The 23,658-nt window shown below is 64.7% G+C and carries 43 protein-coding genes; 31 read left to right on the top strand and 12 right to left on the bottom strand.

Features of this window, described 5'->3' with window-relative positions:
* Nucleotides 1-2: 2 nt before the first annotated feature.
* From HBF26_RS17100 to HBF26_RS17145, 11 genes are all read right to left on the bottom strand, one after another.
* Nucleotides 3-365: a hypothetical protein gene (locus HBF26_RS17100; protein ID WP_167129177.1), complete on the bottom strand. Its 363-nt coding sequence runs from the start codon at nt 363-365 to the stop codon at nt 3-5.
* Between the two features lie 149 nt (nt 366-514).
* Entirely contained in the window at nt 515-643 is a 129-nt protein-coding gene (locus HBF26_RS19805; RefSeq protein ID WP_275690600.1) for a hypothetical protein, read from the bottom strand.
* Nucleotides 643-858 carry a hypothetical protein gene (locus HBF26_RS17105; protein ID WP_167129178.1) on the bottom strand — a complete coding sequence of 72 codons (216 nt, stop codon included), beginning with the start codon at nt 856-858 and terminating at the stop codon, nt 643-645. The genes HBF26_RS19805 and HBF26_RS17105 overlap by 1 nt, the downstream gene beginning before the upstream one ends.
* Nucleotides 855-1,178: a hypothetical protein gene (locus tag HBF26_RS17110; protein WP_167129180.1), complete on the bottom strand. Its 324-nt coding sequence runs from the start codon at nt 1,176-1,178 to the stop codon at nt 855-857. Before HBF26_RS17110 ends, HBF26_RS17105 begins: the two co-directional genes overlap by 4 nt.
* A 225-nt stretch (nt 1,179-1,403) precedes the next feature.
* Nucleotides 1,404-1,628, bottom strand: a complete 225-nt coding sequence (locus HBF26_RS17115; protein ID WP_167129182.1) for a hypothetical protein — start codon at nt 1,626-1,628, stop codon at nt 1,404-1,406.
* A complete protein-coding gene (locus tag HBF26_RS17120) occupies nt 1,625-1,867 on the bottom strand; it encodes a hypothetical protein (RefSeq protein WP_167129183.1) in 243 nt (80 codons plus the stop codon). The genes HBF26_RS17115 and HBF26_RS17120 overlap by 4 nt, the downstream gene beginning before the upstream one ends.
* Nucleotides 1,864-2,127, bottom strand: a complete 264-nt coding sequence (locus HBF26_RS17125) for a hypothetical protein (protein ID WP_167129185.1) — start codon at nt 2,125-2,127, stop codon at nt 1,864-1,866. Before HBF26_RS17125 ends, HBF26_RS17120 begins: the two co-directional genes overlap by 4 nt.
* Nucleotides 2,128-2,273: 146 nt before the next feature.
* Nucleotides 2,274-2,702 carry a hypothetical protein gene (locus HBF26_RS17130; protein ID WP_167129187.1) on the bottom strand — a complete coding sequence of 143 codons (429 nt, stop codon included), beginning with the start codon at nt 2,700-2,702 and terminating at the stop codon, nt 2,274-2,276.
* A gap of 70 nt (nt 2,703-2,772) precedes the next feature.
* Entirely contained in the window at nt 2,773-3,027 is a 255-nt protein-coding gene (locus HBF26_RS17135; protein ID WP_167129189.1) for a hypothetical protein, read from the bottom strand.
* Between the two features lie 191 nt (nt 3,028-3,218).
* Entirely contained in the window at nt 3,219-3,584 is a 366-nt protein-coding gene (locus tag HBF26_RS17140; protein WP_167129191.1) for a hypothetical protein, read from the bottom strand.
* A gap of 77 nt (nt 3,585-3,661) precedes the next feature.
* On the bottom strand, nt 3,662-4,312 hold the full coding sequence (locus HBF26_RS17145) for an XRE family transcriptional regulator (RefSeq protein ID WP_167129192.1): 651 nt from the start codon (nt 4,310-4,312) through the stop codon (nt 3,662-3,664).
* Nucleotides 4,313-4,385: 73 nt separating this feature from the next.
* On the opposite strand from HBF26_RS17145, the gene HBF26_RS17150 reads away from it, so the two are divergent.
* The gene (locus tag HBF26_RS17150; RefSeq protein ID WP_167023503.1) at nt 4,386-4,604 is read left to right on the top strand and encodes a helix-turn-helix domain-containing protein; all 219 of its coding nucleotides are present in this window, start codon (nt 4,386-4,388) and stop codon (nt 4,602-4,604) included.
* Between the two features lie 430 nt (nt 4,605-5,034).
* On the opposite strand, the gene HBF26_RS17155 is transcribed toward HBF26_RS17150, so the two are convergent.
* Entirely contained in the window at nt 5,035-5,295 is a 261-nt protein-coding gene (locus HBF26_RS17155; RefSeq protein ID WP_167129194.1) for a hypothetical protein, read from the bottom strand.
* Nucleotides 5,296-5,417: 122 nt separating this feature from the next.
* Here HBF26_RS17155 and HBF26_RS17160 point away from each other — a divergent pair, with 122 nt between their 5' ends.
* The 30 genes from HBF26_RS17160 (at nt 5,418) to HBF26_RS17305 (ending at nt 23,657) form a co-directional block, all read left to right on the top strand.
* Nucleotides 5,418-6,020 (top strand): DUF8585 domain-containing protein, encoded by a 603-nt coding sequence (locus tag HBF26_RS17160; protein ID WP_167129196.1) that lies wholly within the window; start codon nt 5,418-5,420, stop codon nt 6,018-6,020.
* Nucleotides 6,021-6,093: 73 nt separating this feature from the next.
* A complete protein-coding gene (locus HBF26_RS17165; protein WP_167129198.1) occupies nt 6,094-6,327 on the top strand; it encodes a hypothetical protein in 234 nt (77 codons plus the stop codon).
* Nucleotides 6,328-6,329: 2 nt separating this feature from the next.
* On the top strand, nt 6,330-7,259 hold the full coding sequence (locus tag HBF26_RS17170) for a hypothetical protein (protein ID WP_167129199.1): 930 nt from the start codon (nt 6,330-6,332) through the stop codon (nt 7,257-7,259).
* Nucleotides 7,256-8,650 (top strand): replicative DNA helicase, encoded by a 1,395-nt coding sequence (gene dnaB, locus HBF26_RS17175; RefSeq protein ID WP_167129201.1) that lies wholly within the window; start codon nt 7,256-7,258, stop codon nt 8,648-8,650. The genes HBF26_RS17170 and dnaB overlap by 4 nt, the downstream gene beginning before the upstream one ends.
* Complete coding sequence (locus tag HBF26_RS17180; RefSeq protein ID WP_167129203.1) at nt 8,643-8,987, top strand: hypothetical protein; 345 nt, start codon at nt 8,643-8,645, stop codon at nt 8,985-8,987. Before dnaB ends, HBF26_RS17180 begins: the two co-directional genes overlap by 8 nt.
* Nucleotides 8,984-9,274, top strand: a complete 291-nt coding sequence (locus tag HBF26_RS17185; RefSeq protein WP_167129205.1) for a hypothetical protein — start codon at nt 8,984-8,986, stop codon at nt 9,272-9,274. Before HBF26_RS17180 ends, HBF26_RS17185 begins: the two co-directional genes overlap by 4 nt.
* A 47-nt stretch (nt 9,275-9,321) precedes the next feature.
* Nucleotides 9,322-9,720 carry a hypothetical protein gene (locus tag HBF26_RS17190; protein ID WP_167129207.1) on the top strand — a complete coding sequence of 133 codons (399 nt, stop codon included), beginning with the start codon at nt 9,322-9,324 and terminating at the stop codon, nt 9,718-9,720.
* On the top strand, nt 9,717-10,265 hold the full coding sequence (locus HBF26_RS17195) for a Ref family recombination enhancement nuclease (protein ID WP_167129209.1): 549 nt from the start codon (nt 9,717-9,719) through the stop codon (nt 10,263-10,265). Before HBF26_RS17190 ends, HBF26_RS17195 begins: the two co-directional genes overlap by 4 nt.
* On the top strand, nt 10,253-10,603 hold the full coding sequence (locus tag HBF26_RS17200; RefSeq protein ID WP_167129211.1) for an endodeoxyribonuclease RusA: 351 nt from the start codon (nt 10,253-10,255) through the stop codon (nt 10,601-10,603). The genes HBF26_RS17195 and HBF26_RS17200 overlap by 13 nt, the downstream gene beginning before the upstream one ends.
* Before the next feature lie 68 nt (nt 10,604-10,671).
* Entirely contained in the window at nt 10,672-10,842 is a 171-nt protein-coding gene (locus tag HBF26_RS17205) for a hypothetical protein (protein WP_167129213.1), read from the top strand.
* Between the two features lie 13 nt (nt 10,843-10,855).
* Nucleotides 10,856-11,518 (top strand): hypothetical protein, encoded by a 663-nt coding sequence (locus tag HBF26_RS17210; RefSeq protein WP_167129215.1) that lies wholly within the window; start codon nt 10,856-10,858, stop codon nt 11,516-11,518.
* Nucleotides 11,515-11,982, top strand: coding sequence for a hypothetical protein (locus HBF26_RS17215; RefSeq protein WP_167129217.1), 468 nt, complete (start codon nt 11,515-11,517; stop codon nt 11,980-11,982). Before HBF26_RS17210 ends, HBF26_RS17215 begins: the two co-directional genes overlap by 4 nt.
* A 167-nt stretch (nt 11,983-12,149) precedes the next feature.
* A complete protein-coding gene (locus HBF26_RS17220) occupies nt 12,150-12,683 on the top strand; it encodes a glycoside hydrolase family 19 protein (protein ID WP_167129219.1) in 534 nt (177 codons plus the stop codon).
* Between the two features lie 74 nt (nt 12,684-12,757).
* Complete coding sequence (locus HBF26_RS17225) at nt 12,758-13,186, top strand: hypothetical protein (protein WP_167129221.1); 429 nt, start codon at nt 12,758-12,760, stop codon at nt 13,184-13,186.
* A gap of 2 nt (nt 13,187-13,188) precedes the next feature.
* Nucleotides 13,189-13,452 (top strand): hypothetical protein, encoded by a 264-nt coding sequence (locus tag HBF26_RS17230; RefSeq protein ID WP_167129222.1) that lies wholly within the window; start codon nt 13,189-13,191, stop codon nt 13,450-13,452.
* Complete coding sequence (locus tag HBF26_RS17235; protein ID WP_167129224.1) at nt 13,449-13,955, top strand: lysis system spanin subunit; 507 nt, start codon at nt 13,449-13,451, stop codon at nt 13,953-13,955. The genes HBF26_RS17230 and HBF26_RS17235 overlap by 4 nt, the downstream gene beginning before the upstream one ends.
* Nucleotides 13,956-13,965: 10 nt before the next feature.
* Nucleotides 13,966-14,241: an HNH endonuclease gene (locus HBF26_RS19810; protein ID WP_167129226.1), complete on the top strand. Its 276-nt coding sequence runs from the start codon at nt 13,966-13,968 to the stop codon at nt 14,239-14,241.
* A 342-nt stretch (nt 14,242-14,583) separates the two neighbouring features.
* The gene (locus HBF26_RS17245; protein ID WP_167129228.1) at nt 14,584-14,877 is read left to right on the top strand and encodes a terminase small subunit; all 294 of its coding nucleotides are present in this window, start codon (nt 14,584-14,586) and stop codon (nt 14,875-14,877) included.
* Nucleotides 14,878-14,980: 103 nt separating this feature from the next.
* A complete protein-coding gene (locus HBF26_RS17250; RefSeq protein WP_205287668.1) occupies nt 14,981-16,558 on the top strand; it encodes a terminase large subunit in 1,578 nt (525 codons plus the stop codon).
* Nucleotides 16,555-17,838, top strand: a complete 1,284-nt coding sequence (locus HBF26_RS17255; RefSeq protein WP_167129231.1) for a phage portal protein — start codon at nt 16,555-16,557, stop codon at nt 17,836-17,838. Before HBF26_RS17250 ends, HBF26_RS17255 begins: the two co-directional genes overlap by 4 nt.
* Before the next feature lie 4 nt (nt 17,839-17,842).
* Nucleotides 17,843-18,709, top strand: a complete 867-nt coding sequence (locus HBF26_RS17260) for a head maturation protease, ClpP-related (protein WP_167129233.1) — start codon at nt 17,843-17,845, stop codon at nt 18,707-18,709.
* A 20-nt stretch (nt 18,710-18,729) separates the two neighbouring features.
* Nucleotides 18,730-20,064: a phage major capsid protein gene (locus tag HBF26_RS17265; protein WP_167129235.1), complete on the top strand. Its 1,335-nt coding sequence runs from the start codon at nt 18,730-18,732 to the stop codon at nt 20,062-20,064.
* A 45-nt stretch (nt 20,065-20,109) separates the two neighbouring features.
* A complete protein-coding gene (locus tag HBF26_RS17270; protein WP_167129237.1) occupies nt 20,110-20,505 on the top strand; it encodes a hypothetical protein in 396 nt (131 codons plus the stop codon).
* Between the two features lies 1 nt (nt 20,506).
* Nucleotides 20,507-20,854 carry a head-tail connector protein gene (locus tag HBF26_RS17275; protein WP_167129239.1) on the top strand — a complete coding sequence of 116 codons (348 nt, stop codon included), beginning with the start codon at nt 20,507-20,509 and terminating at the stop codon, nt 20,852-20,854.
* A 2-nt stretch (nt 20,855-20,856) separates the two neighbouring features.
* Complete coding sequence (locus tag HBF26_RS17280; protein WP_167129343.1) at nt 20,857-21,198, top strand: phage head closure protein; 342 nt, start codon at nt 20,857-20,859, stop codon at nt 21,196-21,198.
* 197 nt (nt 21,199-21,395) lie between these two features.
* Nucleotides 21,396-21,938 (top strand): HK97-gp10 family putative phage morphogenesis protein, encoded by a 543-nt coding sequence (locus HBF26_RS17285; protein ID WP_167129241.1) that lies wholly within the window; start codon nt 21,396-21,398, stop codon nt 21,936-21,938.
* Nucleotides 21,935-22,291: a tail completion protein gp17 gene (gene gp17, locus HBF26_RS17290; protein WP_167129243.1), complete on the top strand. Its 357-nt coding sequence runs from the start codon at nt 21,935-21,937 to the stop codon at nt 22,289-22,291. Before HBF26_RS17285 ends, gp17 begins: the two co-directional genes overlap by 4 nt.
* 99 nt (nt 22,292-22,390) lie before the next feature.
* A complete protein-coding gene (locus HBF26_RS17295; protein WP_167129245.1) occupies nt 22,391-23,050 on the top strand; it encodes a phage tail tube protein in 660 nt (219 codons plus the stop codon).
* The gene (locus tag HBF26_RS17300) at nt 23,047-23,349 is read left to right on the top strand and encodes a phage tail assembly chaperone (protein ID WP_167129247.1); all 303 of its coding nucleotides are present in this window, start codon (nt 23,047-23,049) and stop codon (nt 23,347-23,349) included. Before HBF26_RS17295 ends, HBF26_RS17300 begins: the two co-directional genes overlap by 4 nt.
* 68 nt (nt 23,350-23,417) lie before the next feature.
* Nucleotides 23,418-23,657: a DUF1799 domain-containing protein gene (locus HBF26_RS17305; protein WP_240151410.1), complete on the top strand. Its 240-nt coding sequence runs from the start codon at nt 23,418-23,420 to the stop codon at nt 23,655-23,657.
* The last annotated feature ends 1 nt before the right edge of the window (nt 23,658 follow it).

Here is a 23,658-nt window from a genome sequence, read left to right on the forward strand (position 1 = left end):
GCTCAGTCCTCCTCGCCGTCGTTTTCGCGCTGGAGGCAACGCAGCACGAAGTCGTCAGGGACATCGATCTCAAGGACTGGGTTGTAGAAGAAGCGGGCATCCGTAGCCGGGACGAAACGTGCCGGCCAGTTCGGAATCGGCCGGTCCGTGAAATCGGGGTCGAAGTTCGCGATGCCGATCAGCCAGGAGCCGCTGTGCTCGGGGCAATGCTGGCCGGTCACGATCAGTCCAGCATCCGGCTCGCTGGGCGCGGTGATCAGATACTCGATGGGTTCGCCGCTGGCGCAGTTGTCGAAGTCATCCTTCGTCACCGCGTACTCGCCGAACGTGTCGTCGCTGTAGCCTTCGAAGCGGAGCGTTTTCACAGGAATCCTTTGCCAGCCGAAGCTGGCGCAGCGTTGAAGATGGACAAGGAAGCCGCCTCACGGGCGAGGCCTGACGGGGGAGGGAGGAGAACCAGTTCCCGCGCCGAAAGGCGGCTTGCTTGTGCCCCGTTGCCCACGGGGCGAGGGCCTTACGGGTGGGAAGAAGCGGGATCGATGACCCAGCAGGCGGCGCCGAGAAGCCAAACGCCCACGATGAGCGCTACAGCGGTCTTCTCGTCGAAGGGCGCGGACGACCACCAGGTGAAGAAGCGGCGCATCACCAGTTCCCCACGGGAGCGAGCAGGGCGAAGAGCGTGAGGCCAACGATCAGCAGCACCGTGATGCCGCGCGGGCTTTCGACGAGCCGCTGCAGGTTCGGTGTGGACGACTGGGCGTGCTGGTGCGCTTCGGCTGCACGCAAGTCCCGGTCACCTTCGGACTTGAGCGTGGCGTAGCGCAGGGCCTGCCGCTGGCGGACGGTGAGGGCGCTCATGCGGCACCCCCGACGCGGGCGAGGGCGGCGCGGCTTTCGATTTGCGCCAATTCGGAAGCGCGGGCGATATTCATGGCGGCGATCACGGCGTCATTTCCCGCGACCTTCGCGACTGCATCGTCGTATCGATCATTCACCTCGTCCACCTGTTTGCTGTAGTAGCTCGGGCAGACGCGATGCACGCGATAGCGGCGCGTCGGCGCACGTGAACCCTTGAATCCAAAGCTGTCCGACTTCGCCCACCACTTCGATGGCTGGTCGGCCTCGATGGGAAGACGGCAGTGCGGACACACATCCACCCTCTGCGTCTCGTTATCCATGGGACGCCTCCAGGCGGGCAAGTGATTCGCGTAGCTTGCGCGTCCGTGGGTGTGTTGGCGCCAACACTTCGAGAAGATGGAGCGCATCGATTGCACGGATTGCCATCGCGGCGGTCGCATCTCGACGCTCCGTATAGACCGCAACGACAGTCTTCGGGCACAAGCCTTTATTGGCCGCGTGCTGCAAGCAAATCTCGATGGAATCAACCCTCTGCGTCTCGGTGCTCATCGCGCACCCTCCGCATCGGTGTAGCCCTTGGCCCGAAGGCAGGCGGGAACCGCTTCGTGCTGGATGTACGCCTCACGCTCGCGTTGCGAGATGTTGTCCGGCACGACGACGCCGTAGGTGCACTGCTCGATGTCGCGGTCGCGCTGGGTCTTCTGGACGGCGCAGCCGAAGGCGGCGAGGCAGGCTAGGGTGACGAGGCAGGTGCGAAGGAAGGCGTTCATGCGGCGTCTCCCTGCGCAATGACCTGATCCGCTTCATCGAGTTGTTTGATGAGGGCCGACGCGAAAGCGCGCCATTCGTCATTGCTTCCGTGAAATCCGCAGCGGAGGCTGCCCGCGCCCGTATCGAATTCGACGGCACAGCGACCTTCGCCACATGCCCGGCGCATGGTGTGGACGCTGACGCTGACATTGCCAATGGTCAGCGCCTCATGTTCTGCGCGAATGGTGTCGGTGCTCATGCAGCACCCCCAATCGCATCCCAGCACGACTCGACCGCCATCCGGCTGTAATGCCGCACCGCCTGCTCGCGCTGGGCGTCGAGTAGGGCAAGGTGCGCGGCATTCAGGGCGTCGAACGCGTCCTTCGCACGGAAGGCGGCATCGCCCGGGGCGTTGAGGTCGGACTCGATGTCCGCGATCAGTTGGTTGGCGACTCGGGCCAGTTCCCACGCGCGTTCGGCGAGCGTCTGGCAGTTCGGCTTGTTAAGGCTGGTGCCCATGGTCCTCTCCCTCGCCGGTGTTTGGCGGCGTGGAAGTGAGACTATGGCATTCCATAGATCACTGTCAATGGGATTCCATAACTTTTTTCGGCAGGCGAGAAAAAGGCCGCCGAAGCGGCCTCAGATGGAGCGCGGGCGTCAGACCGTTACAGGGTGGTGGGCGTGATCTCGACGCCCGAATTCGGGTTGATCGTGATCCGGAAGCGCTTCTCGTCGCCAGGCTTCAGGATCGTGGACACCTCGCGGCGATCCTTACCCTCCCTGTAGCCGCAGAGGCCGGAGCCGGTATTCCAGGTGCCGACGATGTGCTCGCCCGCGGGGACGTGGAAGGTGGCGCGCTCGCCGGCGGCTACTTTCGCCACGACCTTCCCGTCGATGAAGATGGCGCCGTAGCAGCCGCTGCCGGACATCCCGACGTCACGGGTAACCACGATGGTGGCGTCACCCTCGGTCGGGGACTGGAAGGCGAGTAGCCGTTCAGGGGGTGGCTGGCGCAGCTGGTCGGGTCGGGGCGGCTTCGTGACGCAGCCGGCAATGGCGATCGAGCAGGCGACAAGAATCCAGGCGTGGCGCATTCCCTTTCCCCTGTGGATGGTCGGTCCCGATGATACGAAAAAGCCCGCCGGAGCGGGCTTTTCGAGGCATTCAGCTACCTACGCCGAACCATCTCGCTATGGTAGCTGCTCCGCCATTGGCGAGCCATGCGATGGCCGTGCCCACCAGGCCAACTGCGGCCGATGCGGCACCGAACGCCCCCTTCCATGTGGGCAGATCTTCGACATCCTTCTTCACCAGCTTTATGTCGCTTTCGACAGTATTTATCTGCAACTTCATCGCACCAACGTCTTCCGAAACCTTCTGGAGTCGGGTGTCGATGCTCCGAAGCAGGGCGTCAGACATGGTTATGAATCCTGGAGTCTTGGTACCGAATGAGGCGCCAGCATACCCGGTGGGCGTGGCATTTAAGTTAAGCTGACCGGTATTGCCGAAAGTGCCTAGCGTTTTTGGCGGCGGCGCGGAGCCGGCCCCAGAAGTTACCATTGGGGCGATCCAGGCTGGCGGCGTCGCGCCGCTCGACACAGCATCGACGCTCATGCCTGGTTCTGATTCTCAGTCGCGGCTGCATGGGCTGCCATGGCCTGATCAGCTGCGTCAGCGTGGGTTATAAGGAGGGCTGCCAGCTGTCGAGCAGCCGCCGGCGCCATCTTCATGCGTCCGAGAATCGTGCGGGCGGGCAAAGTCGTGGGGAACTCGAATCGCGGGTTCGCCAAGCCATCTGAGGGTTGCGTCCCGACCATGTCACCTGTGACGCGCATGGTCGGGTAAACAATATGGTCATCGGCGAAGTCGACCTGTAGCGTTCCGTCCGAGATGGGGCCCGTGACAACCACCGCCGGGTTGGTGATGAAGAAATAGTTGGGTGCCAGGGTTACCGGCACTTCGAGATGACCTTCCATATTGTTCCCCTGCTTTGAAGCCAGATTTTCGCATTGAGGACTGCGCCCGTCTGTAGGACTTCGCCTACAACGATCGGCTAGTCCTCCCAGCTCCCGATCCACCGCACCCGGCCATGGATCTCGAACTGCCTCGATTCGTCGACCGCTACAGGCTTACGCCACTTCGGGTCGTCCTTATTGTCGCTGGCGATGAACCAGCGGCCGCCCAGCTCGACCAGCCGCTTGGCCATGAGGTCGCCCTCGTAGCTGATCACGTAGATCTTGTCGTCCCGCGGCTCGATATCTGAAGTGTCGAAGAGGATGGCGTCCCCGTTCTTTATGGTCGGGGACATGGAGTCGCCCCGGCCATAGAGGACTGCGAGGCGGTCGGCGTGGAGCTTCTTCCGGCGCAGGCTCTCGGCCCGAAACTTCAGTTTATGTGTCTCGGCGTATTCGTCGACCACGGCGCCATCGCCCAGGGCGGCCGCCTGGCGAACCCCGACGATGTCGGCCCAGCCTTCCTCGGCCGGCGGCTCGTCGCTCGCTTCCATGGGGCCTTTGCCGGTTTCCAGCCACTCCACGCGCACGCGGAGAGCCTTCGCCAGCACGTGGAGCTTCGTGCTTGACGACTGATCGCTGTTCTCGATACCGGCCAGTGTCGGATATGGCAGGTCCGCAGCCTTTGCCAGAGCAGGCCGAGACATCTTCAGGCGCTGGCGCGCCTCCTTGATTCGTTCACCCACGGTCATGGGCGAATGGTTATGGAAAGACGTTATGGGATGCCGTTGACAGCGAGTTATGGGATGCCATAGGCTTCGCCCCATGAAGCCATGGTCCGAACGAATCGCAGATTTGCAGAACGACGGCTGGTCGCTCACCGCGCTCGCCTCAGCCATTGGCTGCTCGCCTCAAGCCCTGTCGGACATCAAGCAGGGCAGGTCGCAGGAGCCCAGGGGAATGGCAGCTGTGCGCCTGCACCACCTGCACCTTTCCGGCGCGAAGCCTCCGGTCGACCCAGTCCCCGCCGGGAAGGTGGCCTGACGTGCTCACCGACATCCTCTGCCTACTGACGTTTGCCTCTCCGTCCATGTGGATGGTGTTCAAGGCGACGACCCCGAATCGAACTGAGAGGCGCCCATGAGCCTGATCGTTTCCTTGCTGGCGCTGGCCATCGCCGCTGGCAACCTTGTGTGGCTGGCGCGCATGCAGCGTCGATCGACTCGCGTCGGCGAGTTGACCGTAGACGTCAAGGTCGACGGTGCCGAACTCGGCCGGCGGATGGCCGAGGTGGCGCGTAAGACCATCGTAGGTGCATGGCTCGGTATACGAATCAGCGACGTTGCCGGTGAGCGCCGCCAGGACGGGTTCGAAGAGATAGACCCCTTTTCGCCGTCGCCTTTGGCCGCTACCCGCGATTTCATGAGGAGCCAGGTGCTCGCACAGAAGGCGAGCACCTGCAAGGACCCGCTGGTTAGCGCGCGTCTTTTGGCAGAAGCCAGCCTGCTTGCTCTTCGCTCAGCGCGAACTGCAAGTCCTCGTAGCTCATCGCCTTCACGTCCCTCGGGAGCCAGTGATGCTTCTGCATGAGGTAGTAGCGCACCGCGTCGAGACCGTGAAGGTCCGACTTGTACCCCTGTTTCTCCGCGAGAGCGTCGCCGAAAACGTCCAGTGAATAGGTGAGGTCCGCGTCCGCGTGATGCAGGCCCTTCCTCAGTTCGTAGTGCTCTTTCATGGGTTTCCTTTCGTTGATGGGTCGTGGTGTCGCAGCTCGATTCTGCCACGAAGGGAAACCCGCCTTTTCCGTACGCCGTGATGTCCATGGCGTAAGTGTCTCAACCAGTGAGATTCACCACCATGACGAAGCGTTTTCACGAAACTCGGATCGAACTGGTTCGCCGCATTGCCCGCGAGGCACAGGCCGAACGGCAGCTGGTGGTCACGGCGTTCGCCGACACGTTCGTGACCCTGGCCCACACCATGGCGGCCGCGGCGTTTGATGAGTCGAACCTGCGCCTGCCGCACCCGACCGACGGCACGCAGCACGAGAAGGATAGGGCACATAACCGCCAGATCGTTGATCGTTGGCTGCGCGGCAAGGTGGAGGAGTTCCCGGCCGAGTTCGAGGAACCGTGGGTGATGGCATTGCCCGAGCCTGCGCGCGAGCGCGCGCTGTTGGCGCTGTTCGATCGCTACGACCGTCTGCCGGCGAAGAAGCTGGCGCCCGACCAGGGGCTCTCGTCCTTCAGCGACATGCTGGCGCACGCGGCGCGCGTCACCGACGCCATGGCGCCGATCGTGGCCGACGGAAGGATCGATGAAGGCGACCGACCGCACCTGAAGCCCGCGCTCGAGGCCGTGTCGCATCTCATGGCGAGCCTCGCCGGCATGCAGGCCCAGCTCGCCGCGGCGTTGCCGGACGAGGCGAGGAACGTCGTGCTGATGCGGAGCGCCGGCTGATGCGTCACACCTTGACGATCCGCGAACGCCTTGTGTGGCTTCGCACGCTCCGGGCCCTCAAAGCATTCACCCCATGAACCGCCTGTCGTCCCCTGCCTACCTGCGCGCGCTGGCCTCCATGCCTGCCGTGCTGGCCCATGGGGCGACACCTGAGCAGCTTGTGGCTGCCGAAATGCACCTCGCCTCGCTGGCGCCATCGCCGCAGGGCTCGTTGTTCAACCCGCAGCACGCTAACTCGGGAGTAGCTGCCCGAGGACAGCCGGATCCGGCCGGTTGCGTGTCTGCACTTTCCCGGAACCCGGAGTAGGTATGGCCGTTTCAGCCGACGCACGCATTTCCACCGCGCTACCCGCGCACCCGAAGACAAAGAAGCTTGTGAAGCGCCTCGGTGGCGCGGCGGCGTGGCACCTGGTGTGCCTGTTCCTCTGGGCTGCCGCGAATCGCTCCGATGGCGACCTGACCGGCATGAGCGATGAGGACATCGAGCTGGCGGTGGACTGGGCTGGGCCCGACGGCGAGCTGGCGACAACGCTCGCGGATGTCGGCTTCCTCGACGGTGAGCCGGGCGAATATCGCATCCATGACTGGGCCGAGCATAACCCATGGGCAGCTGGCGCCGAAGCGCGCAGCGAGCGTGCCAGCTTCGCCGCGCTGACGAAGCAATACGGCCGGGCCGAGGCTGCTCGACGGATGCCTGAGTACGCCGCGCGCATCCTCGAAGCACGCGCTCAGCACGCTGATGGCGTCCCGCCGCGTGCTAATAGCACGCATGTAGCATTGCGAGAGACTGCTAATAGCAGTCAGTTGGCAGTGCTAGATGGTGCTAGTAGCAGTGCGGTTAGCACGAGTGAGCAGTGCCCCGTCTCCGATACCGTCTCCGTCTCCGTCTCCATTACCGAATCCAAAGATCAACAGCAGGCGGCGCAAGCTTCGCCTGCACCCTCGTCGGAGGCATCGCCGAAGCGCGGGAAACGCCTTCCCGACGACTGGCAACCGTCTCCGGCCCTGATCGCATGGGCTGGTTCTGACCACCCGCAGGTCGACCTTCGCATCGAGGTGCCGAAGTTCTGCGACTACTGGCACGACAAGGCCGGGAAGGATGCGACGAAGCTGGACTGGGACGGCACGTTCCGGAACTGGATTCGCACCGCTGCCGAACGACTTCCGCGGATTGGCGGTGGAAACGGCGGCGGCGTAGCGCGCCCACGGCGTGAGCTGACGCGGGAGATGGCCCGATGAGCAGCTTCCGCAGCGAAGCGGCCACCATGGGTCTGCGCATCCCTCCACACTCGACCGAAGCCGAGCAGGCGGTGCTGGGTGGCCTGATGCTGGCCCCGGGTGCGCTCGACAAGGTGTCCGGCCGCATCACGGCCGACGACTTCTACCGTCGCGACCACCGGCTGATCTTCAAGGCGATGCTTGGCCTGGCGAATCGCGGCGACCCTTGCGACGCGATCACCCTGGGCGAGTGGTTTGAGCGAAACGGCTTCGTCGAGGTGGAGCCGACCTACCTCATGGAACTGGCCAACTCCACCCCGAGCGCAGCGAACATCGGCGCATACGCTGCCATTGTGCGGGACCATTCGACCCGCCGGCGTGTCATCGACACCGCGACGCGTCTGGTCGAGCAGGCCTTCGCCGCGAACGACGACACCGGCGAGCTGATCGACAGCGGCATCACTGAGCTGATGGGCATGCAGCACGTCGAGTCCAGCAGCGAGTTCACGCTGAAGCAGGCCTTGTCCATGGCGTACGAGGCCGCCGAGCAGGTGAAGAAACTCGGCGGGCAGATACCTGGCGTATCCACGGGACTGTCAGACCTTGACGACGTGCTCGGCGGCCTGCACGACTCGGACCTCATCGTCATCGGCGCCCGCCCGGCCATGGGCAAGACGGCCCTGCTGCTGAACCTTGCGCTGGCGGCGTACCGCGGCCCGGTACAGTTCGACGAGAACGGCAACCCGTTCCGAACGCCACTGCCTGGTGGGCTCATCTCGACCGAGCAGCCGGTCGTGCAGATCGGCGCACGACTGCTGTCCCTCGAGGGTGGCGTCAAGGCCTCACGCCTCCGCAACGGCGCGCACGACGAGAGCGACCTGGAGCGACTGTTCTTCGCCGTGCGCCGCCTTCAAGACCGCCAGCTCATGATCAACGACCGTGCCACCGTGACCATCACGGACGTGCAGCGGCAGGCCCGGCGCTGGAAGCAGGAGCACAACATCGGCGTGCTGTGGGTGGACTACATCCAGCGCATCCGTGGCAGCGATCGCCGCGCCCGCAAGCACGAGCAAGTGGCCGAAGTGGCAGCCGGGCTGAAGGACATTGCGCGCGAGTTGGACATTCCCGTGGTGGCACTGGCGCAGGTGAGCCGCGAGGTGGAGAAGCGCGTGAAGGACTTGCGCCCGAACATGGGCGACCTCTCCGACTCCAGCGAGATCGAGAAGGAAGCCGACCAGATCCTGATGCTGTACCGCGACGAGGTCTACCACCCCGACACACCCGACAAGGGGCTGGCCGAGATCCTGATCGAGAAGAACCGCCATGGACCGACGGGCCTCGTTCGGGCCCAGTGGATTCCCGAGACGATGAAGTTCAGCGACTGGCGCCCCGGGAGGGACTGGGATGCCTGACGACCTGCTGGCGCGGATCGATGCCGAGCGGAAGCGCTACGACCAGGAGCGCGAGGCAAATCGTGCGCGGTTCCCGTTCGCGATGTCGATGATGGACCCGATCCGCGCTGCAGGCCTTGAGCCGCGTCTGAAGCACGCCGTGAATGCCGCCGGCGAAGAACTCGGCCGTCCCGTGCCGCTTCCCGGCATCGGTGTCGATGGCGACAAGCTGGCGCACCTCCCCGAATTCGAGGCGAGCTGGCGCCGGTTCTACGCGAAGCAGCCAGACGACCGGAAGACCTACAACGAGCGCATGCAGCGCGCTATCCGGCCCCACATGAGAGGCAACGAGGAATGAGACACACCAACCGCCTGAGCCGCAGCAAGGTGAGCGACCTGCGCGTGCACATCGGCAACTTCAACCACGTGGACGGCGAGTACCTGGTGAAGCGGGTAAAGGCTGCCATCGGGGATCACGGCCGCGTCGCCCTGTTCGCCGGCGAGAACGGGGAGGTGGCCGCGTATTCCTGGCGCCACGTCGACTATGACCGGCACTGCCGCGTGCACGCCCACCATCTCGTCGGGATCTACCAGGCGAAGCGAGAAGGCGAGCGGCTGACCGTGGCCGACCTGCAGGAGATCTAGATGGACCTCGTCTGCCACATCGCGGGGCTGCGCGGGAGGACGGCCGCATGAAGCGCATCGACCTGGAAAGTGCGAAGAAGATGGCCACCGAGGCCGCGAAGACGTCTTCGTCCTGGGCATACCAGCACAACTATGCGAGCGGAATGCGGACAATCTCCGTCCGGGCGCCAACGCCGCACACGCTTCATCTGACCAGTCTCCACTCATGGGATTTCGCGAAGATCGCCGGGTGCAGCGGGGTGGCTGCCTTGTCCAGGCTCCGAAAGCTGGTCGCAGCCGGCTTCCTCACTGAGGAACGCCGCTACAGCACCGCTTGCCGTTTCAGGCTTTCCGATGATGCCGCAACCCAGATCGGCCAAGAGATCATCGCTGAGTTGCAGGCCGAGGGCGTCCCATTCGAGGACGACTGGCGCGCGGGCACAGCCTCGCAGAAGGTCCCTGCATGAAGCGCACCCCTCTCATCCGGAAGACGCCGCTCCGGGCCCGTCGCGGTTTCGCTGCCACTGCGGTCATCCGCGAGGCGAAGAAGCGCGTAACGGTGGCATTCGACGTCACTGGCAAGGCCTTGACGGCATACCCCCGTAAGACCCTAACGGCCAAGCCGAAGCCCAGGCCCACGAAGGCGGAGCGGGAGCGCTGGGTGGCGGCTCGCGTTCGCGGGTGCGTGGCGTGCTACCTCAACGAGACGGAACGATTCTGCTGCCGCGCCAGCTATGGACAGAGCCTCGAGATCCACCACCTGCTCAGCGGCGGTCGCCGGCGTGGCCACCGGTTCACGGTGTGCCTCTGTCATTACCACCACCAAGGCAAGCGGCTCGTATTCGAGCGCCTCGGCTACGAAGACCACGCCGTCGCCTATGGCCCGAGCTTCGGCCACCAGCCCCGCCTCTTCCGCGAGGTGTACCGCGACGACGCCGCGTTGCTGGCGCTCCAGGACTGGATGATCGCGAACCTGCCCGTACGCTTCCCGGAGGCCGCATGCAGCCGCTGATCGTGGAAATCGAGGATATGCGCCTGAAGGGCAGCCAGAACATCCGCGAGCACTGGCGTGCACGGTCCCGTCGCGTCCGGCGAGAACGAGAGGCAGCACACTGGACGTTGCTCGATGCGAAGCGGCCACCTCTGCCGGTGGTCGTCCGGCTGGTGCGTATCGCGCCGCGCACGCTCGACGACGACAACCTGCTGGGCGTCTTCAAGGGCATTCGCGACGGGGTGGCCGACGCTTACGGGATCGACGACCGGGACAAGACAAGGATTCGGTTCGAGTACGACCAGGAGCGCGGCGCTCCCCACCAATACGGCGTACGCATTGAGGTGTCGCCAGCATGATCCAGATCGGCAGGATCCATGCATCGGGTCGCATAGCTGAGCGGTTAGCGCGCCGGTTAGGTACGGCCATGCGCCTCGCCAAATGCCTGTCAGACCCTAACACCGAGGTCGAGGCCATGGCGAAGGCCTGCGATAACGCGGCCCGTGACCTCGTGAGCGCCGCCGCGCTGCTGCGCCGGATCGATAAGCAACAGAAGAAGAGCGGCGCCGCTGGCGCCGTGCACGACACGCGGAAGTAACCAGGGGAAAACCATGCACACCGGAAAGCGACTCGCCATGCTCAATCCAAAGAACTGCCGGTTCGACATCGGCTCGGGTGGCATCCCCGACATCGTGGCCACGGACGTCGCCGCCGCCCTTGGTATGGTGCCCGATGGCATCGGCCGTGAGGTGCTGTGCCGGGTATGGTGGCCGGATGGCGCGAAGCTGACCGCGAGCCAGTTGCGCGACCTCGTCGATGCGAAGATGCGCGAGGAATGGGCGCGCCGCGAGGCGGCCATGCTCGACGGCCTGCTCGCGATCGCCGCGCGCGGAAGCAAGGGGCAGCGGAGCTACGCCGATGCTCATGCCGCGCGCTGGCCCAGGCTGGTGGTGCGTGAGCATGAGGTTCCGCAACTGGCACCCGGATACGCCAAGGTCCGTGACGCCGTGATCGACGAGCTGGCCAGCGCAGGCCTTTGCCAGACGTGCCACGGGCGGTGTCAGGTCGCCAACGACATGGGCGTGTACCGCGCCTGCAAGGAATGCAGCGGGGAAGGGCACATGCGCCTCAGTGAGCGCGGACGCGCCGACCTGTGTGGGTTCTCGTGGAAGACCTACCGCGAGGGCTGGGCCAGCGTCTACGATTGGACCTTCCAGGCGTGCACCGATGACCTTCACAGCGCGGAGCGCCAATTTCACGGGGCTCTGGCATGAAAACATCGGGCGAATGGCTGGATATTCTGGAACACAGCTGGCGTGAGGCTATGGAAACGCACGGTGGTCCGGAGCAGACTCGCGACGAGTTCCTTTCGATGCACGTCTTCGGCTTCACCACCTACGATGGCGACCAGGATGCGACCCTTGCAGCCCGTGCCGTTGACGTTTGCCGCGCCATCAGTGCCAAGGCTACCTACGAATATATCAACCGAAGCCAGGAGGACTACACCTGGTATTTGGTCATGTGCAATATGCCGTTCTTCTCGCAGGCGATAAGCTGGGGTACATCGATCCGGGGCGCGTGGTGGTCGGCACCCTACGACAGCCGCGGCCACCGGCCAATCAAACTGGACAGTTGCGGCATATACGACGGCGATGAACAACTCCTCGGTCTTGAATTCACCACTGCAGAGTGGGAGGTCTTCATTGAGGCCGTGATCGACTTCGCGAGTGCCACCTAATCTTGGGTGGGTGATGCCCACCCAAAAAATCACTACACTCGCGCCTAGTGATACAACCCACTGAAGCCCAGCCAAGCGCTGGGCTTCGTCGTTTTCGTCCCGCCGCGGGGACGATCGGTCGTCTCGTCGCCTCCCCTGGCGAGGCGGCCAACCTATTCGGAGAAGCCATGGAAGCCCAGACGCTGAGCAAGGTGGCGGGTATCTCGCTGCCGCGCGCCAAGCTGTGGGCGGAACCGCTCTCCACGGCCATGCATCTGTACGACATCGAGTTCGACTGGCGCATGGCGATGTTCATTGCGCAGGTCGGTCATGAGTCGGCTGGATTCTCGCTTACCAGGGAAATCTGGGGGCCGACTAAGCAGCAGAAGGGCTACGAGGGTCGCGCGGACTTGGGCAACACCCAGCCGGGTGACGGTGAACGGTTCAAGGGCCGTGGCCTGATCATGATCACCGGCCGCGCCAACTATGCGGCAGCGTCGAAGGAGTTTGGCGTGGACTTCGTCCATAGCCCGCCGCTGCTGGAGCGCGAGGACTACGCCGCGCTGACCGCTGGCTGGTGGTGGAAGAAGCACGGCTGCAACGAGATCGCCGACGAACGCGACTTCGTCGCCCTCACGCGCCGGATTAACGGCGGCCTGACGGGCCTCGAAGACCGCACCCTGCGCTGGGAGCGCGCCAAGTTCGAGCTGGGTGTGAAGTGACGGAACAGGACGACGAAGTTGCCATGGTTCACGAGCGGGTCGAAGCCACCGAAGCGCATGCGACGGAAGTTGCCATGCAGCACATCAGTGCCTATGCCCCGTTCCTTGGCGCCGCCGAGTCGATCGAGGAGCGCGGCATCGGCTCGTTCGAACGCATTGCCTCCACGCGTGCAGTGAGCAAAGCCGAGATGACCGACCTTCTGGGACGCGATATCCGTCGTTTCGTTCGCTCCCTGCGCCCTCGTACAGCGATCTACCCGCAACTGGGTTCGGTCCGACTCGCCGTGCTGGCGCACGTCGCCATGGTCATCGGGACGCACACATTGATGGAGTGCCGCGATCTCTGGGACGCGATCAGTCAGTCGCGCTGGGACGATGCGCAGGACATCCTTCTGATGACGCGCTGGCCCGAGCGGGCCACGGCCAGCGACGAGCGGCGCCGCATGCTTGAACTGGCGCGGATGATGCGCACGGGCCTCGTGCCGTTGGCCTGGACGCACTGAACATGGGCGGCATCGGTCGCGGACGTGTGCGAGAGGCGAAGGCTCTCCAAGGCGGCGTCGCGCTGATCCTGCTCCTGATGCTGTTCATCTGCATATGGGCGCTGATTTATGTGCCGATCCCCGCAGCCAATAAGGACACGTTCAACCTGATCATAGGCGGCTTGCTGAACGCCATCGGCATGCTGACCGCTTACTTCTTCGGCACGAACCAGAGCACAGACTTCCGCCTGTCCAGGCCGAAATCCAGCGAGGCAGACAACGCATGAACGCCTGGGCGAAGGTAGCCAGCTACCTCGTGGCGCTCGCCATGGGCTTCTCGGCTGGCTGGTATGTGCGCAGCGAAGGCGCGAGGGCAGACCTCGCGGAGGCGAATCGCGACCGCGCCGCCGAGCAGACCGGCTGGACGTTGGCCAGCGCACAGGCGGAAGCGGCTCAGCGCGCCAGCGAAGAACACCAGGCTGCCGGTATCCAGTCGGCGGCCGAGAACTACCAGAAGGGCAAGGCCGATGCGGAACGTGCGAGCGACAAGCGTGTGGCTGATCTCGTTGCTGGCAATGTCCGGCTGCGCGACCAGTGGGCTACGTGCCGCGCCGCCACCGGCGTTGCAGTGTCGGCTGCCTCCGGTGGACAGCGCGCTGATGGAGAAGCCGGACTACGTGCAGCAGGTGTCGGACGAGTTCTTCGAATCGTTGGGCAGTGCCAAGCCCAGCGTGATGCCCTCCAGCAAGCCCTGATCGCCGAACGTGCCCAAGCTCCGGACGCTCGGTAGCCGGGTTGCGATGGCGCCGTCCAGGCAGCCAGCAACCCAGCGCGCCGCAGACCGTCGGACGACGGGCAGGGCGCTGCAGGAGCGCCGGCTGCGCATCTGGTCGCGCGATCCGCACTGTGCTGGCTGCGGTCGGCTGGTCGCGATGCATGAGTTCGAGCTCGACCACATCGTGGCTCTGATCAACGGCGGCACCGACACCGACGACAACTGCCAGGTCCTGTGCGTCGTGGAACCCGAGGCGTGTCACCGCCGGAAGACGCAGGCCGACCTCGGTCGGTCGAGGTGAACGCGAACGAGTCGCAACGCGCTTAGCGCCTCTCGCGGGGCGAGGCAGAATGCGAACGAATCTCATCTGCGGGGTGGGGGCACCCGAAAAGTTCGGGCCGAGATGGACCGGAAACCGACCGTCCCCGCACGCAGAGAAAATTTCCCCTGTTTGATTAATCGCAGCAGGGGCAGGAAATCAAACAACCCGCGCCGCGCAAGGCTTTCCGGCCTATCGGGCGCATCGAGGTGAGGCATGCCGCGAGGTGGCCCCCGCCCGGGTGCTGGCCGACCGAAGGGCAGCACTTCGAAGGGCAAAAAGACGTCCGCACCGAAGGCGTGCGCGAAGACGACGAAGAAGAAGGTGGCCGGGCGCGTCGCGGCGCTCCCGCCTGGCCCGCCGCCGACCGATGAGCTGTTCGAGGGTGAGGTACTGCCAGCGGAGCTGACACCGCTGGAGTACATGCTCAAGGTGATGAACAACCCGAGGGCGGAAGCGGATCGACGGGACCGCATGGCGGTCGCCGCCGCGCCATTCGTGCATGGGAAGATGGGCGAGAAGGGCAAGAAGGACGCCAAGCGCGAGGCAGCAGCGAGCGCTGGAGGCGGGCGATTCGCGTCGGCGCCGCCGCCGCCGCGCACCGGACGGGTGAACTAGCCCTATGGAGTGGACAACGGCCTGCCCAGACTGGGCAGATCGACTGCGCGCAGGGGAGTCGATCATCCCTCCGCCCATTTTCCCGGACGAGGCGGAGCGAGGATTGAAGGTATTCCGCCAGCTGCGGCTGGTGGATGTGCCCGGCTCGCCCACGATTGAGGAGTCTTGCGCGCCCTGGGTGTTCGACTTGGCCGCCTCGATCTTCGGCGCATACGACTCGGAGACCGGCCGCCGGCTGATCACCGAGTGGTTCGTGTGCGTGCCGAAGAAGAACTCTAAGTCCAGCATCGCGGCAGCCATCATGATGGCGTCGCTGGTGCTCAACTGGCGCCATTCGGCCGAATTCACGATCTTGGCGCCGACGATCGAGATCGCCGGCAACAGCTTTGCCCCAGCGCGCGACATGGTCCAGTACGACGAGGACCTGGAAGACCTGATGCACGTTCAGGTGCACGTGAAGACGATCACGCACCGCGGTAATGGCGCGACGCTGAAGGTCGTCGCTGCGGACAACAACACAGTCGGCGGAAAGAAGTCCGTCGGCACACTGGTGGACGAGATATGGCTGCTTGGCAAGCAGCCGAACGCTGAGAACATGCTGCGGGAGGCCACCGGCGGCCTGGCCTCGCGGCCCGAGGGCTTCATCATCTACCTGACCACGCAATCGGATGACCCTCCGGCTGGCGTCTTCAGGCAGAAGCTGCAGTACGCACGCGACGTGCGCGACGGGAAGGTGGTGGATCCTCGCTTCGTGCCGGTGATCTACGAGTTCCCTCCCGACATGATCGCGCGCGGAGAGCACCGGAAGCCCGAGAACTTCCACATGGTGAACCCCAACATGGGGTATTCCGTGGATCGAGAGTTTCTGGAGCGCGAGTTCCGGAAGGCAGAGAACGACGGCGAAGAGTCCATGCGTGGCTTCCTTGCCAAGCACCTCAACGTCGAAATCGGCCTAGCGCTTCGCTCCGACCGCTGGGCTGGCGCGGACTTCTGGCAAAGGCGTGCAGCCAAGGTCGGTTTGGCCGACCTGTTGCGCGACTGTGACGTAATCGACGTCGGAATTGACGGCGGCGGCCTGGATGACCTGCTTGGCTTCGCGGCCATCGGGCGCCACCGGGATACGAAGGACTGGATGGTATGGACCCGTGCCTGGGCCCATCCGTCCGTGCTTGAGCGCCGGAAAGAGGTCGCGCCGGCGTTGCGTGACTTCGAAAAGCAGGGTCACCTGGTGATCGTCGAGAAAATCGGCGATGACGTCGATCAAGTGGCGGGATTCGTCGCTCAGATAGAAGAGGCCGGACTTCTGGATATGGTCGGTGTGGATCCGGCCGGACTCGGCGGCATTCTGGACGCCATCGAAGACGCAGGCGTGCCGAAGGACAAGGTTGTAGGCATCAGCCAGGGCTGGAAGCTAGGCGGCGCGATCAAGACGGTAGAACGGAAGCTAGCCGAGGGCACGATGACTCACGGCGGCCAGCCGATGATGAACTGGTGCGTCGGTAACGCCCGCATCGTTCTCACGAGCAACGCCATCAACATCACGAAACAGGCCAGCGGCACGGCGAAGATCGACCCGCTGATGGCCGTGTTCAACGCAGCGTCACTCATGGCGCTCAACCCGGAATCGAGAGGCGGTATGGACGACTGGCTGGGTGGCATCGTCCGGGGCGGTCGCGCATGAAGGTGGCGCCGAAGATGGGTCTTATTGCCCGTGTGCGCGCCGCCGTTGACGGCTGGGTGCGCTCTTTCACGCCTGCGGACCGAGACCTCTACATCGACCGTGCTATGGACACGGAGGCCGGCGTTTCGGTCACCGCAAAGACCGCCATGCAGGTCGACGCGGTCTGGTCATGCGTGCGCCTGATTTCCGAGACGATCGCGACCCTCCCGCTGTCGATGTATGAGCGGACCAGTGCCGGAAAGCGAATCGCGGCGCAGCACCCGCTGCATTTCGTCATCCACGACCAGCCGAACGTCGACTCAACGGCCGCGGTTTTCTGGGAGGCGCTGGTGGCCTCCATGTTGCTGCGTGGGGCAGGTCGCGCCGAAAAGTTGTACGCGGGCACGAAGCTGATCGGCCTCTCGTTTCTCGACCCAGAGAAACTGGTCATCACCTGCGACGTGAATGGGAACAAGGTCTATCGTTACCTCCGGCCCGATGGGAACCAGCGGATCATCCCTCCGTCACGGATATGGACGGTTCCCGGGTTCACCCTTGACGGCATCAACGGTGTTTCGGTGATCGCCTACGGCGCGAAGGTCTTCGGCAACGCCATCGCGGCCGACAAGGCGGCTGCGCAGACGTTCCGTAACGGCCTGCTGCAGACGATCTACTACAAGATCAGCTCGTTCCTCACGCCGAAGCAGCGCACGGAGTTCAAGACCAACCTTGTCGGCTCCATCGAACGCGGCGAGGCGCCCCTGCTGGAGGGAGGGACCGAAGCCGGCACGCTGGGCATCAAGCCGTCCGACGCGCAGTTGCTGGAGTCGCGCTCGTTCTCGGTGGAGTCGATCTGCCGTTGGTTCCGCGTGCCCCCATGGATGGTCGGCCACACGGAGAAATCGACCAGCTGGGGCACCGGCATCGAGCAGCAGATGATCGGGTTCTTGACGTTCACGCTCGCGCCATGGCTCCGCCGCGTGGAGCAGGCAATCTCGAAGGACCTTCTGCTGCCGTCGGAGCGGCTCCGCTACTACCCGAAATTCAACGTGGAGGGGCTGCTGCGCGCTGATAGCGCCGGCCGCTCTGCCTTCTACGGCGTCATGGTGGACAAGGGCATCTTGACCCGCGACGAGGTGCGAGAGCTCGAGGACAGGGAGCCGATGGGCGGCAACGCCGGCGTGCTGACCGTCCAGTCGGCCATGACCACGCTCGACGCGTTGGGATCCGCCCCTGATGCACAGCAGGCACGCGCAGCCCTGCGCGCGTTCCTCGATATCCCCGAAGAGAAGAGGGCGTAAGACGATGACCATCAAGACGCTTCCGGGTGCTCCGGAGGGTCGCCCGTGCGCGGGCATCAGCAGCCAGCTGCAGCCGCGTGCGATGGACCGCTGGAACGCCGGCGTGCGTGCCGCAGCCAACGACGAGGGCGACCGCTCCATCAGCGTCTACGACGTCATCGGCTACGACTATTGGACTGGCGATGGCGTGACCGCTAAGCGCGTCGCTGCGGCCCTCCGCAGCATGGGGGCGGGTCCGGTCACGGTGAACATCAACTCGCCAGGTGGCGACATGTTCGAGGGCCTCGCTATCTACAACCTTCTCCGTGAGCACGATGGCGAGGTCACGGTGAAGGTCCTCGGTCTCGCTGCGTCTGCGGCCTCGATCATTGCCATGGCCGGCGACACCGTCGAGATCTCGCGCGCTGGCTTCCTGATGATCCACAACGCGTGGGTCATGGCCGTCGGCAACCGGAACGACCTGGCCGAAGTTGCAGCCACGCTGAAGCCGTTCGATGACGCGATGGCAAGTATCTATGCCGCACGCACCGGCGCCGACCAGAAGGCGATGTCGAAGCTGATGGACGCGGAGACGTGGATCGGCGGCCAAGCGGCGATCGACGACGGCTTCGCCGACAGCCTCCTGCCCTCCGACCAGGTCGAGAAGGGCAGCGGCAAGGCCTCTGCCTCAGCCGCGCGACGCATCGAAGCCGGCCTGCGCGCCTCCGGCATGCCGAAGTCCGAAGCCATGCGCCTGATCAGTGAATTCAAGTCCAGCTCGGGCGACCCGGCTGGCGGCGGTGAGGGCGATCCCACCGAACACGGCCAGCAGGCCGTTGCTCAACCCAGCGAAGCGGATATCGCCGCCGCGCTGCGCAGCTTCACCCTCTGACCCCCGCAAGGAGTACCACCATGAACAAGCGCATCGTCCTGCTGGCGGCCATGGCCGTCCTGGGCATCCTCCTCGCGATCGACGCATCCGCGGCGACCGCGCTCTACCACCTGGTCACCACCCACCCCTCGCACCTGCTCGCTGCCGCACCCGCGCTGGCGGCACTTCCGGAGGGCATCCAGGCCGAACTGAAGCGCATCGGCGACGAGGTGAAGTCCTACGCCGAGAAGGCCGAGAACGAGGTCAAGGCCAGTGCCAAGCTGTCGGAAGAGACGCGCGCCAAGGTCGACGAACTTCTGCTGGTGCAGGGTGCCCTCCAGGCTGACCTTCAGCATGCCCAGCAGGCATTGGCGAAGATCGAGGCGAATGGCGCCGGCGGCGACGTCCAGCACCAGAGCTTCGGCGAGCAGTTCGTCAACAGCGACCAGTTCAAGTCCTTCACGGCGAACACGACGCCGCGCGGCCGCGTCGACATGACGTTCAAGGCTGCCATCACCTCCGTGACTACGGACACCGATGGGGCCGCTGGCGACCTGATTCAGGTGACCCGCGTCCCGGGGGTGATCGCGCCGCCGGACCGCCGGATGACCGTCCGCGACCTGCTCACCCCCGGCCGCATGGACGGCAACGCGCTCGAATACGTGAAGGAAACCGGCTTCACGAACAACGCCGGCATGGTCGCCGAGGGTGCGAAGAAGCCCGAGTCCACCATGAAGTTCGACCTGGTCAGCACCACGGCTAAGGTCATCGCGCACTTCATGAAGGCTTCTCGCCAGGTGCTCGACGACGCTGCGCAGCTGGCGAGCTACATCGACGGTCGCCTTCGCTATGGACTGGCATTCAAGGAAGAGCAGCAGCTACTCAACGGCGACGGTACGGGCCAGAACCTGCTCGGCATCATCCCGCAGGCAACGGCTTACGTCGCCCCGTTCGATCCGGGTAGCGCTACGGTGATCGACAAGATCCGCCTGGCCATGCTGCAGGCAGAGCTCGCTGAGTTCCCGGCGACTGGCATCGTCCTCAATCCGACCGACTGGGCTCGAATCGAGCTCACGAAGGACACCACCGGCCGGTACATCATCGGCAATCCCCAGGGTGTCATCGGCGCGACGCTGTGGAACCGCCCTGTGGTCGCCACGCAGGCGATCGAGGTCGACAAATTCCTCACTGGCGCCTTTCGTCTCGGTGCGCAGATCTTCGACCGCTGGCAAGCGCGCGTCGAGGTGGCTACCGAGAACGAGGACGACTTCGTGAAGAACCTGGTCACGATCCTCGCCGAGGAGCGGCTCGCGCTCGCCGTGTACCGCCCGCAGGCGTTCATCTACGGCGACCTGGGTAACGTGGCCGACGCCTGATCCATCGGCGGCCCGGATCTCCGGGCCGCCCTCAGGAGAGACGACATGCAGATCAAGTTCATCCCGCCGGACCCGCGCGCCGGCATGATCGCGACCATGGACAGCAGCCTCGGCGAGCTGTTCGTCCGTAAGGGAAACGCGGTGCGAGTCTCCGAGCAGCACGTCGACGCGGCCTCCGTGCCTCCGGCCCCGGCGCCGGCTGAGCCGGCTGGCGAGACGGATCTCGACGAGGAAGAACAGGAGCAGGATACCAAGCCCGCCCGCGATCTTCCCACCCTCGCTGCTGCCTTCGTCGACGGCACGGTCCCTGATGTCACCGCACGGATCGAAGGTGCCGACGAGGAACTGCTCAAGGCCGCGCTGGCGACCGAAACCGCGAGCGAGAAGCCGCGCAAGGGTGTCGTCGATGCCCTGACGTCCGCGCTGACTCCGCAGGCCTAACGTGGACCTGGTCACGATCGATGAGGCCCGCGCGCACTGCCGGGCCGATAGCGACGACGACAACCTGCTCGAGGTATACGGAGCCGCGGCCGAGGAGTCTGCGCAGAACTTCCTCAACCGGCGCGTGTTCAAGGACGCCGATGCGCTCGACGCCGCCGTTCTCGACAACGTTGCCGGCGATGACCCTATGGTCGTGACGCCGGTGGTAAAGGCGGCGGTTCTGCTGATCCTTGGTCACCTGTACCGCAACCGCGAGGAGGTCGTCATGGGCGACAGCGCGTCCGCTGCGCAGCTTCCCGTCGGTGCCACGACGCTGCTCTGGCCTCACCGCATTGGACTCGGGGTTTGACCATGGGGCTTGCGGCTGGATCGCTGAACCGGCGCATCGCCATCCAGAAGCCTGGCACGGTCAAGGACCCCGCGGGCCAGCCCATCAAGGGATGGGTCGACCACGTCATCACCTGGGCGAACGTGAAGAGCCAGACCGGCATGGGGACGATCGTCGGCGAGCAGTACGGCGTAGCCACCTCGGTCACGCGCTACAGCTTCCGGATCCGCTACCGGCAGGGGATCGACGCGAGCATGCGCGTGCTGATGGGCGGCGTTCCTTATGACATCACCTCCGTGCAGATGGATGAGGCAGGCAGGGAGTGGACGGACCTTGTGTGCAACCGTGGAGCGAACAATGGTTGATCCCAACATCCATACCCCGGGAGATGTCCGTGGAGCGCGCCGGGTCTATGTCGACGGGAAGCTCGTCGAGAGAGTCGTATACGCGGATACTCGGCGCGGCATCGTGCGCTATGAGGTGTTTCCCCGTCGCCTCGATAAGTGGGGAGAGCGATTCATCACGCGCACCCGTCGCGGGAAGGTCCGCGTGGAGCCCATCAGTGTCTGACGGGTTCCGGGCCAAGGCCGACACGGGCAGCGCGCTCGCTGGCCTTGACCAGCTCAAAGGGCCGCTAGGGCTGAGCCTTGCTCGCTCCATGGCCGTGGCAAGCGGAACGGTCTATCGCGACGAGGCGAAGCTGCTCGCGCCGGAAGAAACCGGCCTCTTGAAGGGAGCTATCTACCTAGCGTTCAAGGACGACCGGTCGAACAACGACCACGTTACCTATTCGATCACCTGGAACGCGAAAAAGGCGCCGCACGGCCATCTCGTCGAGTTCGGCCACTGGCGCTACAACAAGATCATCAACGGTCATGCGCAGAAGAGCCTTCGCGAGGGTCTGAAGCGTGGCCGCGGCCCCGAAGACCATGTCGGTCCGGGTGCCCTGGACGTGCCCGTCTGGGTGCCTGCGCATCCCTTTCTTCGGCCTGCATTCGACTTGGCCAGCACACGTGCCACGGCGGCAGGTATCGCCCGCGGCAGGGAGCGCCTCCCGGAGCTTTTGAGGGCGGCCTACCAGCCGCGGGACGACGAATTCGTATGAGCCTGGAAGAGATCATCTTTTCGGCGCTTGGCCCGCTTGTCGATGGCCGTTGCTCTCCCGACATCACCGACGATAACCCCCAGTACCCGCTTATCGTGTACCAGGGGGTCGGCGGCGTTGCCATCGACTACGCCGACCAGACCGCCGCGGACAAGGACAACGCCAGGGTACAGGTCTGGGTGTGGGCCGAGACGCGGCTTTCGGCAAGCGATCTTTCTCGCCAGGTGCGCGACGCCATGATGGCCATCGACCTGCCCGTGAAGACTTTGGGCTCTCCGGTTTCGGAGATGAACGACGTGCTCAAGCTGTACGGGGCACGCACCGATTTCAGCATCTGGTACCCGCGGGCATAGTCCTGCGTCCAATGCGCTCCACAGGCCGCCTTCGGGCGGCTTTTTCATGCCCGCCGTTTGGCGGCGACTACTCCACCGTCAAGCACTGAGGACTCACGCATGAGCCTGAAATTCCCCAATGGCGCCGTGTTCGGCATCTCGACTGCACTTTCCGCGGCCATCATCGCCACGGCCGTGTCGAACGCGAATCCGGCCGTCGCCACCGTCCCTACCGGGTCCGTCGTAGAGGGCGATGTACTGGTCATGCTCTCGGCGTGGCCTGACGCAAACAATACGGCAGTGGAGGCCGGCGAGGTCACCGAGGGCGCATCCGACACCGTGCCGCTCTTGGGGTTCGATGCATCGGACCTCGAGGTCTTTCCCGCTGGCCTGGCCGCCGCGCAGTTCATGGTTGCCTCGGATTTCATCGATTTCAGCCAGCAGGGTGATGTCTCGACGAGCGGCGGTGACCAGCAGTTCTGGACCGGCCAGTTTCTCGAGGCCAGCCGTCAGATCAGCGTGCCGACGGTCAAGAACGCGAAGACGTTCACCCTTCCGCTGTATTTCGACCCGAAGCTGCCCTGGTATGCCGCTGCGAAGGCCGCCGACCGTAAACGGAAGCCGATCGTTCTGCGCTGCAAGCTGCCGGACGGCGACACGATCTACCGCTACGGGTACTTCTCGTTCGACGCTGACCCGACCACCGCCGCCAACAACCCCATGGGCAATACGGCGACGTTCACCGCCCTTGGCGACGCCGTGCTGGTGGAGGCTGCATGAGCCTGAAGAAAGGCAACGGCCCCAAGGTGCTGCCGGCGACCCTGACCATCTCAGGCCAAGGTTCCACGGACAAGCTGGAAGTCACCTACCACAACAGGAAGCAGTCGGAAGTTCGGGAACGCTTGGAATCCGGCGCGACGATGGCCGGGCTGATCGCGTTCCTGGTGGACTCGTGGGACACGGACTTCGACCTCACCGAGGAAGGCGTGATGGCCTTCGAGGATGAATACCCGGGGATCGTCGAGATTCTGTTCGCCGGCTTCCACCAGGCGCGCCGGAAGGAACTGGAAAAAAACTGACGGCCGCCACTCGGGCGCTGTACTGGCGGCGCCCGAGTGAAGCGGAACTCGCCGGCACTGGCCTGAAGCTGAAGCACTTCCCCGAGCCACACGTGGACGTGTGGCCGGAGGCTTGGGACGCTATCCAGTTTTTCAGCCGCATCTGGCGGCAGTGGAACGTGGGCCCCGGCGGGGCCTACGGGCTGAACTACACCGTCGTGTTTCACGAACTCGACCGCATGAACCTCACCCCCGACCGCTACGACGAGATGCTCGCGCACCTGCGCGTCATTGAGGACGCGGCCCTCGACGAGATCCACAAAGGCTGAC

It is taken from the genome of Luteibacter jiangsuensis (genome assembly GCF_011742555.1).
Taxonomy (GTDB): Bacteria; Pseudomonadota; Gammaproteobacteria; order Xanthomonadales; family Rhodanobacteraceae; genus Luteibacter; species Luteibacter jiangsuensis.